Below are 18092 nucleotides of genomic sequence, written 5' to 3' on the forward strand. Positions count from 1 at the left end.
CGTGCGGGGTGTTTTTTATCCCGCCCGTAGCTCTCACCCCGACGATCAGAAAAACAGACACACCTGTCTTAACTATGAGACAGATCGACATTTCATGATCGTTATATGATTCATACAGACTCAGTGAACACCTGCAAATGAGCAGAGAATAATCCTGTTCTTCACAAGAAATGAATTCGTTTTCAGCGCATCCTCCCTTGAATCACAGGGCTTCCCCAGCATTCACCTCCATATGAACCCAAATTGATAATATTATCATCACAGTATTGATTCGAACAGATGAAAACTGATTCGCACTGTTGTGATCCTTGTACTATTTTGAGTTCTAGGCAGCGCAGTACCACAAGAATTCCCCAGGATTTGCTTGCCTTTTTATTGATATTCATGGACGAGGATGAACAAGGATGAATCAGCGCATTTGTTTGCCTGCTGCTTGGCTTTTAGCCAGCACTTTCATTATTGCCAGCGCGAACGCGGCAGATCACCGGATTGGCCTTCGGGCTGATTTCACCCATGCCGACGGCGCATGTGAAAGCCAGTACACCAAATGTGATAAAGACATCATTGGCGGCGGCCTTTTTTATAACTATGCCTGGACACCCAATTGGGAAGTTGAAGTCGGCTACGACTATTACGGCCAGGTTGACGCAACCTATCCAGCCGTTGCCGATCCAAGTGTTGGGGCTGACTATGAAGCCGATGTTCTCGGCCTGACCGCAACACTGGGTTACCGCTACCCTGTTTCCGATGTGGTTTCGCTGGTGGGTAAAGCAGGCGTGCTGGCCTGGCATGTTTCCACCGATGGTAAGGAGATTGGTGAAACGGTTTCAAACGATGACGATGGTTTCTCCCCTGTGGTGGGCGTCGGCATTGATTGGGACTTCACCCCCCGCTGGCGGACTGGCCTGAGCTATCAGTTTGCAAACAATGTCGGAGATGAAAAAACATCCGGTGCAGATCTGCACACCCTGATGCTGGGGATCAGTTACCGTTTCTCTGCCGATCCGCAACCTGTCATTGTCGAACCTGAACCCGAGCCAGCTCCGGAACCCATTATTCTGGAAACCTTCACGCTGAAAGTCGACGGTACACAGTCAAACGCCATTTTCGAATTCAATTCAGCCAAGCTTCGCCCGGATATGATCGCAGCCTTCCAGCCGATGCTGAAGCACCTGACACAATACCCCGAATCCTTGGTCCGCGTTGAAACCCATACCGATAACGTCGGATCGGATAAATACAACATGCAGCTCTCTGAACGCAGGGCGCAAAGTGTTGTGCACTACTTCGAACAACAGGGAATCACCCCTGACCGAATCAGCTACGAAGCATTTGGAGAAACGAAACCTCTGGTCAGTAATGACACACCGGAGAACCGAGCGATGAACCGTCGCGTCGTACTGACCTCACCTCAATTTACAAGGAAGGCAATCCAATGAAACTTGAATTTTGCCAAAGTATACGAAAATGGCTGGGATATTTCTTAATGGTACTGGTGCTCACCGTAGCAGGCTGTGGAGGTGATGGCAGCGGCATGCCAAATCAAAAGGACGGGACAGGAACCGGTCTTGACGACAAAGGGGGTAAATCCATCAGCGCACTGAACCTCATCCCCAGTGCGAATACGGTAGAAGCAGGCAACTTACTGAATTTCGTTGTAGAAGCAACCTACAGCGATAACAACACCGTCGATGTGACCGCACAGGCTGCCTGTGTGAGCGCCAACGCCAACATCGCAACGGTGAAAGAACAGGGTGTGATCGAAGCGATTGCTGCTGGCGATGCAACCATTGACTGTGATTTTGGCGGCGTGAGTGTCGGTGGCCTGGTGATCACTGTTTTTGGCGGCCACACCATCAAACAGCTGCAAATCACACCAGCCGTTGAATCGGTCGCGGCAGGCACTGAGGTTCAGTTTACGGCTCTGGCTTTCTATCACGATGGCACCCGTGAAGACGTGACTGCACAAGTGAACTGGAGCAGCAGTGCACCGGGCGTTGCGAGCATTGATGCCAGTGGCAAACTCACGGCCAATACGGCGGGTACGGCTGAAATCAGCGGTGTTTTTGAAGAAGTCACCAGTAACATCGCCGATTTAACCGTCACGAATGCTTCCCTTGTTTCTCTCGATCTGACGACATCGGGTTTATCGTTGGCACTCGGTACAGAGCAACAACTGCAAGTGATTGGTCACTTCTCAGATGGTACCACGCAGGATCTGACAGCTCAGGTCACCTGGAACAGTGACGATCTTGTGCTTGCCACCGTTTCGGAGTCGGGTCTTCTGGCTGCACTGAATATTGGTACAGTGTCCATTACAGCAACCTTGGACGGCAAAACCAGCAATGGTCTGCTGATCACCATTACCAATGCAACTGTTGACAGCCTGCAAATCACACCGGGGAACCTCAATCTTGCCAAAGGCACTTCAAAAGCGTTTCAAGCGATTGCGTCTTTCTCGAATAACACCACGCAAGACGTCACCAATCTGGTGAACTGGTCTTCCAGTGATGCTGCGGTTGCCAATGTTGTCCTGACGGGTGCAGTACATGCACTGGCGGAAGGAACGGCGGCCATCTCGGCTGAATTCATGGGCATGACCAGTAACGTGGCGAACGTTCAGGTCACTGCGGCCAGCGTCGTCTCGATTACGGTTGAACCACTCTTGGCAACCATTGCCAACGGCACAACACAGCAATTTAAAGCGACTGCGCTTTTCTCAGACGGCAGCCTGATCGACATTACCGACCAAGCCAACTGGCAGAGCGGAGATAACGCTGTTGCAACAGTTTCTGTTGCTGGTCTGGTTCAAGGCGTTGCCAAAGGAACAACCGTCATTTCTGCGCACCTGCAAGGGGTCGACAGTGCGGATCATTCACTGACCGTAACCGATGCGATTCTGAATGCGCTGGAAATTACACCGCTGACTTCCAGCATTGCCAACGGCACGACCCAACTGTTTGAAGCCATCGCAACCTTCAGCGACGGCAGCACGCAGGATGTGACCCATCTGGTCAGCTGGAGCAGCAGTGACTGGAATGTCGCGACCATCAACGCAGACGGTCTGGTTCAGTCGCTGGCACAGGGCACCACAGATATCGTCGCGCAGTATCTGACTTTCACAAGTAATCTGGTGAACCTGGAAGTCACCCCTGCAACGCTGACCAATCTGGATATCACGCCAGCGGTTCTGGATCTGGCCAATGGTCTGTCCCAGCAATTGCAAGCCATTGCAACCTTCTCGGATGGCTCAACGCAGGATGTCACCAGTCTGGTCAGTTGGCTGAGCAGCAATACCGCAATTGCCACCGTAACGGATGGTTTGGTTCAGGGTCTGTCTGAGGGTTCTGTAAACATCAGCGGGAACTATCAGGGCACCAATCAGACGGCTACACTGAATGTGACCGCAGCACTACTGGATCGGGTGCGTATTGAGTCTGACCATCTGGGCCAGTTGGCTATCCAACTGCTGGGTGACAGCATCTTTGATGTCTACACCAAAGCCTACTTCTCTGACGGCAGCAGCCTGGTGCTGGATAACAGTATCGTGACCTATCAGGCCACTGAGCATGCGCTGCTTTCTGTGAACACTGAAGGTCTGGTGACACTGAAAGCTGGGGTTCTGTCCAACGAGAAAGTGACCTCAAGCGCGTTGATTTCCGGCACGAATCACGCCAGTGAAAACGCGATTAATATCAGCTGTCTCGCGGCACTGCCACCACTCGCCTCAATTTGCACCATCAGTTCGGTTGAACAACCGGATGCCGGTCTCTGACACACTGCACTCGGCCCACATTCTGTGGGCCGATTTTTTTCACAACGATTCCCACACCATGAACTCTTGATGATCCCCCCTTCATGTCACTTGATCTTTCCGGACACAGCGCTAACATATACGCGAATTCGAATATTCATATGTTTGTCTGGATTCTCGTTGCACCATTCCTTCTCATCCCTGAGAACCGGACTGGTCAACGCTGATTCGGGTCAAGCCTTCCATCATCAACAGAGTCAGTCATCATGAATCAAGAAGCGACAATCCCGCTGAAGAAAAGCAGTAAAATGAGTTTTCTGGATCGCTATTTAACCGTCTGGATTTTTCTTGCCATGGCGGCAGGTATCGCCCTTGGCGTTACTTTTCCCGGCATTGCTGAAATCAATGAAGCGATGACCGTCGGCAATACCAACATCCCACTGGCCATCGGATTAATTCTGATGATGTACCCACCTCTGGCGAAAGTGAATTATCAGTTACTGGGACAAGCCACCCGGGACAAGCGTGCAATAACGCTATCGCTCGTGATGAACTGGCTGGTTGGTCCGATCCTGATGTTTGGTCTCGCTCTGTTCTTTCTGGGTGACGAACCGGGCTATATGACCGGCATAATTTTGATCGGACTGGCCCGCTGCATTGCCATGGTACTGGTCTGGAATGACATCAGTGGCGGCAATAAAGAATACGGTGCAATGCTGGTTGCATTAAACAGCGCATTCCAGATATTGACCTACAGTTTCATGGCCTGGCTGTTTATTACCGTACTGCCGCCATACTTCGGCTACAGTGGTTTTGCCGTTGATATCACGATGCTGGATATCGCGCAGAGTGTATTGATCTACCTGGGCATCCCCTTTCTGGCTGGTTTCCTGAGCCGAAAAATTCTGGTTCGGCTGAAAGGTGAAACCTGGTATACCCAAGTCTTTATTCCCCGAATTTCTCCAATAACACTGATTGCGCTGCTCGGCACCATCGTGCTGATGTTCAGCCTGAAAGGCGACATGATCTTTGAGCTGCCAATGGATGTCCTGCGCGTGGCACTGCCGCTGGTGATCTACTTTCTGGTGATGTTCTTTGTCAGTTTCTGGGCCGGGAAGAAAATGGGGCTGCCCTACGATCAGAACACCTCGATTGCGTTCACCTCAACGGGGAATAACTTCGAGCTGGCCATTGCGGTTGCGATTACGGTCTTTGGCCTGAATTCCGATCAGGCTTTTGCGGGTGTGATCGGGCCACTGGTCGAAGTCCCTGTACTGATTGCTTTGGTCAATGTTGCGCTACGCATGAAAAAAACATACCCAGCCCCAACGCATCAATAACTTCCAGGCCCAGCCACGGTATGTTCCTTGCCGGTCCGTTTCACGGCAGGAACTTACTGGCTTCGACCTGTCATATCTTCATCCCTCTCTTCTGAACTGAGGGATGTCGTTGATGAAGGATCCAGCACAAAACACCCGTGATACAAAAACCACTTGGCCTGCTGCAGCATTCAATGTGAATATTTCATGACACCGACAAGAATCACATTGATCTCTTCATCAACAAAGCTAAGATATACGGAAATTCGAATATGGTTATAAGCATGCTTCCCCATCAATTTTTTAAGCTGCTGGCTGATGAAACCCGAGTACGTTGTATTCGGCTCATCGTGAAAGAACAGTGTCTGTGCGTTGCGGAACTGACCGAAGCGCTGCAGGTCAGCCAGCCAAAGATGTCGCGCCATCTGGCCGTGATGCGAGCCAGTGGGTTGCTGGTGGATGTGCGGCAAGGCCAGTGGGTTTTTTACCGGTTAACCGATGATTTACCCGGCTGGATGCGAAAACAGATTTACGGACTGGTCGATTCAAACTGTCTGGAGCAGGAATATCAGCAAGACAGTGATCGATTAGCAGACATGAAGCAGCGACCGGTGTGCTGCCAATAATTCACCTGATTTTTGTAGGAAGAGACAATGACAATCAAAGTAGGTATCAATGGTTTTGGCCGCATTGGCCGTTTGGCTTTGCGTGCAGCGTTTGACTGGCCAGAGCTGGAATTTGTTCAGATCAATGATGTTGCCGGCGATGCTGCAACGCTCGCCCATCTGCTGGAATTCGATTCCGTTCAGGGCCGCTGGCACCATGAAGTGACTTCAGAAGGCAACCAGATCCTGATCCATGGTAAAGCCATCACCGCGACGCAGGAAAAAGACATCGACGCCGTCGACTGGTCGGGCTGCGATGTCGTCATTGAAGCCACCGGCAAACACCGAAAAACAGAGTTTCTGAACAAGTATCTGGCGCAGGGCGTTCAGCGTGTCGTCGTTTCAGCGCCTGTGAAAGAAGCCGGTATCGCCAATATTGTGGTTGGTGTGAATGATCATATCTTTGATCCGGCGCAGCATCGCATTGTAACTGCAGCTTCCTGCACCACCAACTGCATTGCACCCGTGGTAAAAGTCATCCATGAAAAACTGGGTATCGAGCAATCCGCTTTCACCACCATTCACGATCTGACCAACACACAGACAATTCTGGATGCGCCCCATAAAGATCTGCGCCGTGCTCGCGCCTGTGGCATGAGCCTGATCCCAACGACCACAGGTTCAGCTTCTGCCATCGTTGAAATTTTCCCGGAACTGAAAGGAAAAATTAACGGTCATGCTGTTCGTGTCCCACTAGCCAACGCTTCCCTGACGGACATCATTTTTGATGTGAAACGCGACACGACCGCCGAAGAAGTCAACGCTCTGCTCAAAGAAGCCGCTCAGGGCGAGCTTCAGGGCATTCTGGGTTTTGAAGACCGCCCACTGGTTTCGATTGATTACAAGGGCGATCAGCGTTCTACCATTGTCGATGCGCTGTCGACCATGGTCGTTGGCAAACGCATGGTGAAAATCTACGCCTGGTATGACAACGAAATGGGCTACGCCACCCGCACCGCCGAGCTGGTGCGTAAAGTCGGACAGGCATAAGGAGCACGACCATGATTCATCCAACCTGGACTTTACCCGTGAATGCCCAAAGTGCACTGGTGCTGACACCCTGCCCCGGCACCAAAGGCGTGCCACTGGCCGAAAGCCTCGCACAACTGAAAGCTCAGGGCGTGCGTGCTGTGGTCACCGCCATCAACGCACAGGAAATGGCAGAGAAAGATGTCGCTGAGCTGGGCCAGCTTGTGGAACAGGCCGGTATGCTGTGGGCACACACCCCGATCGAAGACGATGCAGCTCCCGGAGCAGACTTCGCGGCCCAATGGCAGGCGGCCAGCCCGCAGTTGCATACTATGATTGAAGAAGGCGGCAAGATTGCCCTGCATTGTATGGGCGGCTCAGGCCGGACCGGATTACTGGCAGCTCACCTGCTCTTAGAGCAAGGCTGGCCACTGGACCGAATCATTGCAGATGTTCAGGCGCTGCGTCCCGGCGCCTTTACCAAAGCCGTTCAGGTCGATTACATCCGTCAGGTTGCGTCACCCGCATAATCACAACATCGCCGTTTCCTGACACGCTCGGAAGCGGCGACTATTCAAGAGTGTCGTGTCTATGTTTGCCAAGTACTTTGCTCAATTCAGCCAACCTGTTCGCCAGTATATGCTGGTCACTTTCAACTATTGGAACTTCACGGTTACAGACGGCGCACTGCGAATGCTGGTTGTGCTGTATTTCTATGACCTCGGTTATTCGACGCTCGCCATCGCCTCCCTGTTTCTGTTTTATGAATTTTTCGGCGTGGTCACCAATCTGGTCGGGGGTTGGCTCGGCGCCAGACTCGGTCTGAACCGAACCATGAATATCGGACTCGGAATGCAGATTGTCGCTCTGCTGATGCTCGCCGTTCCAAACCCGATGCTGACAATTCCCTGGGTGATGGCTGCACAGGCACTCTCGGGGATCGCCAAAGATCTCAATAAAATGAGTGCCAAAAGTGCGATTAAAACACTGGTGCCAGATAACAAACAAAGCGCGCTGTATCAGTGGGTTGCGCTGATGACGGGCTCCAAAAACACCCTCAAAGGTGCCGGATTTTTTCTGGGCGGCCTGCTCCTGAGTCTCATGGGCTTCCAAAATGCAGTCATGACCATGGCCGGTGTGCTTGCAGTGGTGTTTATCAGCAGTCTCATTACGCTGAAAGCGGAGATGGGAAAAGCCAAGAACAAACCCAAATTTGCTGAGATGTTCTCCAAATCAGAAAGCGTGAACATTTTATCTGCAGCCCGGATGTTCCTGTTCGGTGCCCGCGATGTGTGGTTTGTAGTTGCGTTGCCGGTCTATCTCGGCTCCGTCTTCGGCTGGAATCACAGCGCTGTCGGCGGTTTTATGGCTGCCTGGGTGATGGCCTATGGCTTTGTACAGGGCTTCGCCCCGAAACTCACCGGAAAAGCTCAGGGCAAAGTGCCGGACGGCCAGGCCGCGACCCGCTGGGCTTTATTACTGGCCGTGATCACGGCAGCCATTGCCTATGGTGTTCAGGTTCAGTGGCAGCCAGAACTGGTGATTGTTGTCGGCCTGATGATTTTTGGCGCAGTCTTTGCCGTGAACTCCTCACTGCATTCTTACCTGATTGTCAGCTATGCCAAAGACGATGGCGTGTCGCTGGATGTCGGCTTCTACTACATGGCCAATGCCATGGGCCGGTTAATTGGCACAGTGCTGTCTGGCTGGGTCTTTCAGGTGGCAGGACTGTCGGCCTGCCTCTGGGTGTCGTTTGCTTTTCTGGCTCTCACGACACTGATTTCCCTGAAACTGCCAAAGATTCAGGCCTATCAGGTCGTTTCTTAACCTCCCCTCACTCAGCGAACGGGCTTCAGGCGACTGGTAAGTCCGTTCGCTGCCCCCACTCTGCCCATGAACCATCATAGATCGCCAGATGGGTGTATCCGCACACTGCTGCTGCCAACAAGCCAATGCAGGCGGTTACCCCGGAGCCACAGCTGAAACAGAGCCGATCGGATGATTCAATCTTCAGGGCAGCAAATATGGCCCGAAGTTCTTCAAGCGGCTTGTACTGCCCGGCCTCAAGCAGTTCAGTAAACGGAAGATTCACGGCATAAGGCATGTGCCCGCTTCGCAGCTCAGGACGAGGTTCTGGCTTCAACCCTGAAAAGCGATCCGCGGCACGAACATCGATCAGATGAAACCCCGGTTGTCCTACCCATCGCGCCACATTTTGCCAGTCCGCAATCCAGTGGCGCCGTTGTTCCCCTTGCCAGCGGTTGCCCGGTTTGGGGGCCGAAGGCACATCTGCAACCGGCAGACCCGCCAATTGCCACTGAGGTAATCCGCCATCGAGAACAAAGACGCGCTCATGTCCCATCAACCGAAATAACCACCAGGCTCGCGGGGCTGAGTAAATGCCTTTGGCATCATAAATCACCACGGTATCGTCCGGCTGAATGCCCAGTTGGTTCACTGCTTTCCGAAAAGCATCCGGGCACGGCGCTGCGTGCGGCAAGGGAGACGTCAGATCAGAAAACTGGCCGTGCAAGTCAAATAACAGTGCCCCCGGAATGTATTTTCGCGTGGTCATCCCCGAGTTATCTCCGCTGATACTTTCCATCGTCGCATCTAAAATCACAAGCTGCGCCTGAGATTGCCTTTCTGCAAGCCAAGCGACTGAAACTAAAGTATTCATGATCCCCCCTCAGGCCATCTTTCAACATGGGTAATTTCTGCACGATTAAAAATCATCCCAATGAAAATTGCCAGTGTGGTATTCAGGGAGAATCACTTTTTGGGTGATTCAGCACTTTTCAACGCTGTGACATACAAAAGTGGCACTCTTTATCATGTGAGCCATTGAGAGATAAACGGCGATGGATATGCAGCATCCCTTCTGTGAGTCCCATCTGGTAGCCTTCATCCAAAGTGGATTTCCGCATACTCAGGCGTTTGACGCTAAAGTTCTCTGGCGGTGCGATCACTCGAATCGTCGCATCTTCCGGCGGATTCCGGATAAATGCCAGTGATGCATTGTAGTTTTCTGCACGCTTGAGCATGGCTTCAGCAATCTGCGGTTGCCGTGCAAAGAGCTTTTGTAATATCCAGGGATGTCTGGTCGGTTTCATCTGATAACTCAGCGGATGAGACAGAATGACCGTAATATCCCGCGCACCGCGGCGATAAGCCTCGCGAACCGGAATGGAATCGGCAACACCGCCATCGGTATAGCAGCCGCCGGAAAAACATGGCGTGGCTTTATACGCCAATGGCAGGGCACTTGTCGCTTCGATCACATCACTGATGTTGTCAGGGTTCACATGATAATAATCTGCCTGACCTGTCTGGATGTTGGTCGCCGCCGCAATGAATTTCGTTTTTCCGAACAGTTTGCCCGAATCCAACGGGTAAAGTCGCATGGACTCTTCCACCAGCCATTTCACATCCAGTAGATTCCCACCCCGCAGAAAACGGGCCGGGTTAAAAAAGCGCTTATCCGTTGCCAGTTGGGTGATCACCCGGTAACTGCGCTTTGGCTGATGCGCCAGATAGCCCAGCAAATTTGAAGCCCCGGCAGAAACACCAACCACCATATCGTATGGGTTGAATTCATCCTCCATGAAGGCATCCAGCACGCCACTGGCAAAAATACCGCGCATCGCGCCACCTTCAACGACTAAAGCTTTCTTGTGATTCATCTGCATCTTAACCATCTGATTTAACATGAGGAAAGCTTACTCAAATGCATGAACACTGGATAATCGAAAAGATGGATAGTTGGGATAGGCGGCGTCTATGAGAGTTGAATTCGCGTGTTGAAATTCAATTCGGTATTCAGGAAATGCTACCTCAACCATCAACCCGGATTGACAGGCTCTGGAAAAGCGTTACCGTATTGGCTTTGATGATTATGGTCCTCTGAATCAACATGCGAAAAACTGATAAAAACACTGAAAACCAGCTCAGACAATTACTGACTGACGTCTGCAATGAAGCGATGGAAACCTACCCTGGTTTTCAATGGCTTACCCATCTGGTGAATTACGATAACTTTCCAGCCAGTCTGCGTATTGTTTGCGTGTTCGACACCAATGAACAGCTGTCTGACTTTGTGGCGACCGACGGAAAATCAGCACTGAACTCGCTGATTGAGCAACAACTTCAGGCTGCGGGGATCAAGTTGAACAAAGCAGCCAACCATATCCGCTACGACACCGAGGAAAGCTGTGAACTTGCCCATCAGGGAAATTGGGCAGCCCGGCTGCGCTGACGTTCAACTTGTCCCAATTTCGGTGAGATCTGTCCCGCGGGCCACTCACGCTTTGATGCTGACACCAGGATAATCAACGGACTTCAGTAACGAAGTCTGTTTAACCACTGTTCAAGGAGTCAGCGATGAAATTCACCCAAGTGCGTAACGCAACCCTCATCATTCAATATGCCGGGAAACAGTTTCTGATTGATCCGATGCTGGCCAGTCAAGGCACCTATCCGGGCTTCGAAGGCACCCCTAACAGCCATCTTCGTAATCCGCTGGTCGAACTGCCCTGTTCTCTGGAAACCCTGCTGGAGGTTGATGCTGTGATTGTCACCCATACGCACCCGGACCACTGGGATGAAACGGCAAAACAGGTGATCCCGAAAGACATGCTGATTTTCGCCCAGCATCAGGCCGATGCCGACGTTATTCGTACCTCAGGTTTTACCAACATCCGGGTCATGGCCGACAACACCGACTATGAAGGCATCACCTTGAGTCAGACAGATGGCCAGCATGGCAGCGACGATCTGATGTCTGCCATTGGTGATCGCATGGGTGAAGTCTGCGGTGTTGTGTTTCGGCATCCTGACGAAAAGACACTGTACATTGCCGGTGATACCGTCTGGAATCATCACGTACAACAGAGCATTGAGCGTTATCAGCCTGATGTGATTATCCTGAACAGCGGCGATGCACAGATCGATGGACTGGGCGCCATTATCATGAACAAAGAAGACGTCCGCGCGGTCTATGAGGCTGCGCCCAAAGCCACCATCATTGCCAGCCATATGGAGGCCGTCAATCATGCCGTATTATCGCGTCAGGCACTGCGCGATTACCTGATCACCCATCAGATGACCGACCGGGTGCGGATCCCGGAAGACGGAGAATCCTACACGTTCCACGAATAAAAACCATGCGGATGCCCTGCCAGCAGGGCACTCTGCGCATCAACAGGGAAGTTTCATGCCAAGGTCAAAACACATGCCTTTACCCACAGTCGCTGTCGTGGCATTTCACCGGTTCAGCCAGTTCCACCTGTCTGTACCCTGCATCATTTTTGATGACATTCTGCCGGACATGAAGCTGTTCAACCTGCGAATCTGTGCCGGTGAACCCGGCCCGATTCAATCCAGCCATGGGTTAACCCTGGAAACAGCGCACGGGCTCGAAGGCCTGGAAGACGCCGATATCATCGTGATTCCCTACTGGCGAAACCCGGCTGAACAACCTCCGGCTCCGCTACTGGCAGCTTTGCAATCTGCGCATGCGCGTGGCGCACAAATCGTCGGCTTTTGCCTCGGCACCTATGTACTGGCCTATGCCGGTCTGCTCGGCGAAAAACGGGCATCGACTCACTGGGAGTTCGAGCAGGATTTCATTCAGCGTTTTCCCGGCATCACCCTCGATACCAATTCACTCTACGTGGAAGACGGTAACATGGTCACTTCAGCAGGGACGGCTGCCGGACTCGACTGCTGCCTGCACCTGCTCCGACAACGGTATGGCAGTGCGATTGCAAATAAAGTCGCACGTCGCATGGTGATCCCGCCGCACCGGGATGGCGGTCAGGCACAGTTTATTGAGCGCCCCGTACCCGCGACCACGCAAGATGCACGGATGAATGCCCTGTTCGAATTTCTGCGCAATCATCTGCATCAAGCTCATGATCTCGATAGTCTGGCCGATCGCGTCATGATGACCCGACGCACCTTTACCCGGCAATTTCATAAAGCTGCCGGCCTTTCTGTGGGTGAGTGGTTACTCTCGGAACGGCTTCAGCGCTGTCAGGAATTACTTGAATCAACCACACAGCCCATGGAGACGATTGCCAGTCAGGTTGGATTCCCTTCCGCCAGTGCTTTGCGGGCACAATTTAAGCGCCGATTCAATGTCACACCCAGTGAGTGGCGAAAGTCGTTTCAGTACGCTTGAGGATGAAATCAGTGAAACGCACATGGCAACGCGTCGCTTCAACGCACAAATTGACAGGTCATCAGGATTGATGATTTTACGCTGAGCTTTGTTGTCTGAGCGTCGTCACCGGAATCCCGCCGATTCCCCAGTTATCGGTCGCCACTTCATCAATCACCACAACGGTTGTGTTGGGGTTTTTGCCCAGCACATCCACCAGCAGCTGCGTCACACCTGAGATCAGCTGTTCTTTCTGCGCGGGTGTGGCGCCTTCATTGGTAATTTTAATATTCACGTATGGCATGTTTTTCCTCCATTGATAATTGGACCAGTACACTCGCAACGGCCAGTGTCATTGCCGCGAAAAAGCAGGTTTCCTGCACACTAAACCGCAGCACCACCAAAGGACCGAGCACCTGCCCAATCCCGTAACTGAACGTCACCAAAGCCATCAGCTGTATCGCTCCGGGGGCCACGACTTGTCTGGCTAAAGACATCACTAAAGCGACCGTCCCCATAAAAGACGAGCCCATCCCCAGCGCGGCAAAAACCAATCCAAGCGGACTGCCAAGAGCCAGCAACAACGTTGAGACGGCCTGAATCAGCAAGTTCAGGATCAGCGTTTTTTGATAGCCGATTCGATGCGCCAACCGCATCCAATACAAGCCCGCAGGGAGTGCGGCGATGCCAAATAACGTCCACACATGCTGTGGGAAGAAGCTCGTCTGCTTTGCCAGCAGCGGTAAATAAGTCGCCGCGATGATGTATCCAAAACCAGCCATCCCGTAAATCAGCACCAGCATCCACCAGCGCATCGAGGGGACTCCTGGCGGCCGCGTTGCCGCTGCATCAGGCTGACTGAGCTCGCCTGGCTGCCTGAAGATCAACAATCCACACACGACCAGCGAAAACAAACCCGCTCCCCGCCAGACCCACACGGATGAAAGTTCAGCAAAAACGGCCAGATTCACCCATTCATTCCCAAGCACGATCCCGGCCCCCACACCAGCAAAGAACAACGGCGCGACTGATTTCATGTGCGGTGCCTGAAATATCACAAGCGCCCCGAACACCATCAGACCGGCACTGGCCATACCGGCGAAAAAACGCAACACCATGGCAACCGCTTCAGACTCAGCATTGCCCATCGCAAACAATGTCACCGCTGTCGTGAACGTACACCCTATGACAACGCGTTCCGGCCTGATGGCATGGGCGAGCGCGCGAGACGATCCCAGCAGGCTGCCCGCCAGATAACCCAGGTAATTTGCACTCGCCATCAGAGAAAGCGAGCCCAGGGTAAAGCGTCCTTCGTTCATCAACACCGGAACCAAAGGGGTCAACAAAAATCGTCCCAATCCCATACCGACGCAAAGTAACGCAAGTGCATAAAAGTGTTTGAAATATCTCACCTTGATAACGTCCTTATGACGCAGTTTGTGCCACGGGGCTCCGGAAAAGCTATGTGCTGATTACATCAGATTCGCGAACATGAATAAAAGTGATTAATATAAATGAACTTATTCATAAAAAATGAACAATTGAACATGAACAGCGCTGCCCTGAAAGTTTTCAAAGCTGTTGCCGAAGCCGGGTCTGTCCATCAGGCTGCGGAACGATTGCACTGCGTCCCTTCGAATGTCACAACGCGACTGAAAGAACTGGAACATAGCCTGGGAGTAGCCTTGTTCAGCCGGGAAAAACGCCGCCTTCAAATCACGGCAGAAGGTCAAATTCTGCTCGAGTATGCGAAGCAGGTGTTTGCATTACTTGAAGCCGCGGAAGGTGCACTGAAATCCGATACTCCCGCAGGCCCGCTTCACTTGGTGTCGATGGAGACGACCGCAGCGGTCCGGCTACCGTCCTTGTTGACAGCATTCCATCAGAGCTTTCCAGCCATTTCCCTCAAGCTGACCACAACCACCACTCAGCACGCGCTGGAGATGCTGCGAAAGGGCGAAGCTGACATTGGTTTTGTGGCTGACAACCCGCACATCAGCTCGCTGGGACTCATGACATATCCCCTCTTTCATGAAGAGCTCGTGCTGATTTCACCGGCTGAACTCTCCTTTCCCCTCACGGCTTCAGCCTGCAGAGACATGTCGATGCTGGTCTTCAAAGATGGGTGCAACTATCGCCAGCGTTTTCAATCGTGGCTTGAAACCCAGCAGCTGGGGCATCTGAGTATTCAGGAGTTTGGCTCATTCCAGGCGATTTTAGGCTGTGTGTCCGCCGGCATGGGGCTGGCCATGTTGCCGAAATCCGTCATCACACTGGATAGCGCTCAGTCTCTCATCAGGCTCCATGCAGCAGCACCACTTCCCGTCACGACCCAGATGGTCTGGTCTGAACAACGTGCGGTCAGTAAAACCGTTCGTGCATTCCTGGATTTCAGCCGACACGAATCAGAGAGTCATTTGGACAAAGCCGCGGTGTGATCCTTTTCAAAAGGATGAAAAACAATCAGTTGCCTGCACGGCAAAGTGCTGGCAACCGTTATACTTGGCTCAGTATTCATGATTCAGGACAGACACTCGATGGAAACCCTCCTTCACAGCCAAACAACCGTCAGTCAGCACGCCTTGACTGCCATCGCCCATATGCCAACCTCCAGCCTGCCGGTACTGGCTGACGATGCTTTTCTGCAGAAGCTGTCCGATGCGGATTTCATGCGCATTGCTGTGCTGCTGGCACAAAAAAGTTACGACGAGGGCGGCTGCCCGATTGGCGCGGTGATCATTGATAATCAGACCCGGCGTATCGTCGGCAAAGGCCACAATACGCTGGTTCAGGAAGACCACCCATATAACCACGGTGAAACCTCTGCCATTCGCGATGCAGGCCGGATTGATTTCAGCAAAACGACTCTGTTTACCAGCCTGAGTCCATGTGATGTGTGCGCCACGCTGCTGTATATGCGCGGATTCAGCCGGGTCGTTGTCGGCGATGTCACCAACGCTGCCGGCAACGAACCCATGCTGCGCGAAAAAGGCGTTCAGGTCGATATTCTGGAAGATCAGACCGGCATTGCGCTCTATGGCCGCTTCCGTCAGGAGAAACCCGCGCAGGATCTGGAAGACTGGAAAGGTCTGTGCGCCGTTCACCAGAACACCAAAGCGTGACTGAAAAGCCAATCCCCTAACAAGAGAACAGTGCATGGAAACCATCAGAAGCGCCCGCCTACAAGATTTGGAAGGTCTGTTGCGACTGTACCGGGAATTGCGTCCGCACGACCCGCCACTCACAGCACCCGTTGCCGAAGCACACTGGGAAGCCTTGCTGACCCAGCCAAACACTCGCATCATTGTTGCCGACATCGACGGTACGCTGGCATCAACCTGTCAGTTAGGGCTCGTTCCCACCCTGACGAATGGCGCAAAGCCCTTTGGTGTCATTGAGCATGTCATCACCGCCGATCAATACCGGCGTCGTGGCCTGAGCCAGAAAGTCATTGAAAAAGCACTGGCGCTTGCCTGGGAATTGGATTGCTATAAGGTGATGTTGCTGTCGGGTGAAACCCGCACAGTGGCACATCAGCTTTATGAAAAGATCGGATTTCAGTCGGGGATAGAACGCGGATTCGTCATCAAACCCCGTCAAGTTTGATCAGCTCCGAAAATCTGCGCAAAACATCAGCCAATTTTGCCATGGCTATATACCTGATTTCGTTCACCAGATAATTTGATGCATCAGAAATTTTCCGGTGCAGGCTTGCTGCTATCTGCCCGACTCAGGAGAAATAACCTTGATTGGAAGACTGCTCGATAAACTGATTTTTGGTGCTGCGCTGCTGGCAGCATTGCAATTACCGCTGCTCGCCGAGCATTATCAGCAATACCTTTCCGGTCTGTATGATGCGACCAAATGGCAGGTCGATGGGTACGAAGCCACTGCGCATCAATTTGGCTATGCCAGCACTCAGGCGATGATCGAACGCCACCTGACCAACGATGAACCCAGTGTTCAGGCCGATGCCCGTCAAAAACAGGCCACGGTGATCCGCTATCAGGCACTGCAACACGGGCTGGCCGTTTTCCGTCAGGGCGATTTGATGGCAAAAACGCTCTATATGTTCCACCCATCACGGATAGAGCAACTGGAAACCACATTAGAAAACTTTAAGCCGGGCATTCCGCTCACCGTCCATGGCATCCTCTTTGGCGTGATTGCAGCACTGGCCGTGAATCTCTTGCTGACGTTCCCCTTCCTGCTCATCGCTCGCTGGAGCAGGAAAAAACAGATGAAAGCAGCACATGCCGGGCGATATAAGATTTCTTAAACATCCGGTCAGGCATCATCTCGCGTCATCACATTGATCCTGACCGAAAATTTCACACCCGGCTTCGCCTGAATGGGAGCAGGGGTAAAGTACCGAACCATCCATACCGCAACGCCATTGGCTTAGCGATTCTTTGTGCTGGCAGCGGCATCAAGATACCACGACGTTGCGACTTCCAGACGCGTGAGTGCGGAACCAACAGTCACTGCAAGTGCACCCGCTTCGATCGCTTGTTTGCATAGCGCTGGAGAATTGAAGCGCCCTTCTGCCATCGTGAGATAGCCTGCTCGAGAAAACTGAGTCACGAGCTCAATATCTGGATCTTCAGGTGTCATCTCGCCAGTGTATCCCGAAAGCGTAGAACCGATTAACTCAATCCCTTGAGAGTGAGCCCAAGAGCCATCCTCAAACGCTGCGCAATCGGCCATGCCAATACAGCCGGAATGCACAATTGCTTCTGCAATTTCTTGGCGACTTTCGGGTCTGACTCTATCGGTAGCATCAAAAGCAATAATCGCGGCCCCAGCGGCTTCCAGAGCTTTGACATCATCCACAAAAGGGGTGATACGCACTGGGCTGTCTGGGAGATCGCGCTTGACGATGCCAATGATCGGAATGGATACCGCTTTCGCTACCGCAGTCACGCGTTCGATGCTTTCAATTCTTAATGCAGGTGCGCCAGCCATCTCAGCAGCTCGGGCCATCGCAACAACAAACTCAGTCGTATCGAGCGGGCTTCCTTCAACGGGTTGAATCGAAACGACAATCGTGTTCGCCAACTGTTGGGCCATTTCAGTGATATCCCAGTTCTTCATGACTTGCCTCTTACCATGCTTTTATTTTCAAACTTGTTTGATGAGGCAGTTATACTTTTAAAAAAAATCTTCATCAACCACAAAGAAAATATTCTTCACATTGATCACAGATTTCATTCATAACGTTTGAA

Annotated in this window: 19 protein-coding genes; 14 read left to right on the plus strand and 5 right to left on the minus strand. The window is 52.3% G+C overall.

Annotated features, from left to right (window positions below):
* The first annotated feature begins 404 nt into the window (after positions 1-404).
* The 7 genes from KDD30_RS22555 (at position 405) to arsJ (ending at position 8534) form a co-directional block, all read left to right on the plus strand.
* The gene (locus KDD30_RS22555) at positions 405-1439 is read left to right on the plus strand and encodes an OmpA family protein (RefSeq protein WP_211650813.1); all 1035 of its coding nucleotides are present in this window, start codon (positions 405-407) and stop codon (positions 1437-1439) included.
* Positions 1436-3775: an Ig-like domain-containing protein gene (locus KDD30_RS22560; protein ID WP_211650814.1), complete on the plus strand. Its 2340-nt coding sequence runs from the start codon at positions 1436-1438 to the stop codon at positions 3773-3775. The genes KDD30_RS22555 and KDD30_RS22560 overlap by 4 nt, the downstream gene beginning before the upstream one ends.
* 245 nt (positions 3776-4020) lie before the next feature.
* Positions 4021-5094, plus strand: a complete 1074-nt coding sequence (gene arsB, locus KDD30_RS22565) for an ACR3 family arsenite efflux transporter (protein ID WP_211650815.1) — start codon at positions 4021-4023, stop codon at positions 5092-5094.
* Positions 5095-5357: 263 nt separating this feature from the next.
* Positions 5358-5699: a metalloregulator ArsR/SmtB family transcription factor gene (locus tag KDD30_RS22570; protein ID WP_211650816.1), complete on the plus strand. Its 342-nt coding sequence runs from the start codon at positions 5358-5360 to the stop codon at positions 5697-5699.
* A 27-nt stretch (positions 5700-5726) separates the two neighbouring features.
* On the plus strand, positions 5727-6728 hold the full coding sequence (locus tag KDD30_RS22575) for an ArsJ-associated glyceraldehyde-3-phosphate dehydrogenase (RefSeq protein WP_211650817.1): 1002 nt from the start codon (positions 5727-5729) through the stop codon (positions 6726-6728).
* 11 nt (positions 6729-6739) lie between these two features.
* On the plus strand, positions 6740-7237 hold the full coding sequence (locus KDD30_RS22580) for a cyclin-dependent kinase inhibitor 3 family protein (protein ID WP_211650818.1): 498 nt from the start codon (positions 6740-6742) through the stop codon (positions 7235-7237).
* A 61-nt stretch (positions 7238-7298) separates the two neighbouring features.
* Entirely contained in the window at positions 7299-8534 is a 1236-nt protein-coding gene (gene arsJ, locus KDD30_RS22585) for an organoarsenical effux MFS transporter ArsJ (RefSeq protein WP_211650819.1), read from the plus strand.
* Positions 8535-8559: 25 nt separating this feature from the next.
* Here the strand turns inward: arsJ and KDD30_RS22590 are convergent, their stop codons facing one another.
* Both KDD30_RS22590 and KDD30_RS22595 read right to left on the minus strand, forming a co-directional pair.
* The gene (locus KDD30_RS22590) at positions 8560-9387 is read right to left on the minus strand and encodes a sulfurtransferase (protein ID WP_211650820.1); all 828 of its coding nucleotides are present in this window, start codon (positions 9385-9387) and stop codon (positions 8560-8562) included.
* 118 nt (positions 9388-9505) lie between these two features.
* On the minus strand, positions 9506-10390 hold the full coding sequence (locus KDD30_RS22595; protein WP_211651939.1) for a patatin family protein: 885 nt from the start codon (positions 10388-10390) through the stop codon (positions 9506-9508).
* 230 nt (positions 10391-10620) lie between these two features.
* Between KDD30_RS22595 and KDD30_RS22600 the strand changes: the two genes are divergently transcribed.
* The 3 genes from KDD30_RS22600 (at position 10621) to KDD30_RS22610 (ending at position 12888) form a co-directional block, all read left to right on the plus strand.
* The gene (locus KDD30_RS22600; RefSeq protein WP_211650821.1) at positions 10621-10962 is read left to right on the plus strand and encodes a Fis family transcriptional regulator; all 342 of its coding nucleotides are present in this window, start codon (positions 10621-10623) and stop codon (positions 10960-10962) included.
* Between the two features lie 125 nt (positions 10963-11087).
* A complete protein-coding gene (locus KDD30_RS22605) occupies positions 11088-11864 on the plus strand; it encodes an MBL fold metallo-hydrolase (RefSeq protein WP_211650822.1) in 777 nt (258 codons plus the stop codon).
* Between the two features lie 73 nt (positions 11865-11937).
* Complete coding sequence (locus KDD30_RS22610; protein WP_211651940.1) at positions 11938-12888, plus strand: GlxA family transcriptional regulator; 951 nt, start codon at positions 11938-11940, stop codon at positions 12886-12888.
* A gap of 76 nt (positions 12889-12964) precedes the next feature.
* On the opposite strand, the gene KDD30_RS22615 is transcribed toward KDD30_RS22610, so the two are convergent.
* Together KDD30_RS22615 and KDD30_RS22620 are read right to left on the minus strand one after the other, a co-directional pair.
* The gene (locus KDD30_RS22615) at positions 12965-13171 is read right to left on the minus strand and encodes a 2-hydroxymuconate tautomerase family protein (RefSeq protein ID WP_211650823.1); all 207 of its coding nucleotides are present in this window, start codon (positions 13169-13171) and stop codon (positions 12965-12967) included.
* Entirely contained in the window at positions 13152-14279 is a 1128-nt protein-coding gene (locus KDD30_RS22620; protein WP_211650824.1) for a YbfB/YjiJ family MFS transporter, read from the minus strand. Before KDD30_RS22620 ends, KDD30_RS22615 begins: the two co-directional genes overlap by 20 nt.
* Positions 14280-14414: 135 nt before the next feature.
* On the opposite strand from KDD30_RS22620, the gene KDD30_RS22625 reads away from it, so the two are divergent.
* The 4 genes from KDD30_RS22625 (at position 14415) to KDD30_RS22640 (ending at position 17146) form a co-directional block, all read left to right on the plus strand.
* Entirely contained in the window at positions 14415-15305 is an 891-nt protein-coding gene (locus KDD30_RS22625) for a LysR family transcriptional regulator (protein ID WP_211650825.1), read from the plus strand.
* A gap of 99 nt (positions 15306-15404) precedes the next feature.
* The gene (locus KDD30_RS22630; RefSeq protein ID WP_211650826.1) at positions 15405-15989 is read left to right on the plus strand and encodes a nucleoside deaminase; all 585 of its coding nucleotides are present in this window, start codon (positions 15405-15407) and stop codon (positions 15987-15989) included.
* Positions 15990-16023: 34 nt separating this feature from the next.
* Complete coding sequence (locus KDD30_RS22635) at positions 16024-16473, plus strand: GNAT family N-acetyltransferase (protein ID WP_211650827.1); 450 nt, start codon at positions 16024-16026, stop codon at positions 16471-16473.
* 139 nt (positions 16474-16612) lie between these two features.
* Positions 16613-17146: a DUF2937 family protein gene (locus KDD30_RS22640; RefSeq protein WP_211650828.1), complete on the plus strand. Its 534-nt coding sequence runs from the start codon at positions 16613-16615 to the stop codon at positions 17144-17146.
* A 122-nt stretch (positions 17147-17268) separates the two neighbouring features.
* On the opposite strand, the gene KDD30_RS22645 is transcribed toward KDD30_RS22640, so the two are convergent.
* Positions 17269-17961: an N-acetylmannosamine-6-phosphate 2-epimerase gene (locus tag KDD30_RS22645; RefSeq protein ID WP_211650829.1), complete on the minus strand. Its 693-nt coding sequence runs from the start codon at positions 17959-17961 to the stop codon at positions 17269-17271.
* Positions 17962-18092: the final 131 nt, after the last annotated feature.

The organism is Photobacterium sp. GJ3 (assembly GCF_018199995.1).
Classification (GTDB): Bacteria; Pseudomonadota; Gammaproteobacteria; order Enterobacterales; family Vibrionaceae; genus Photobacterium.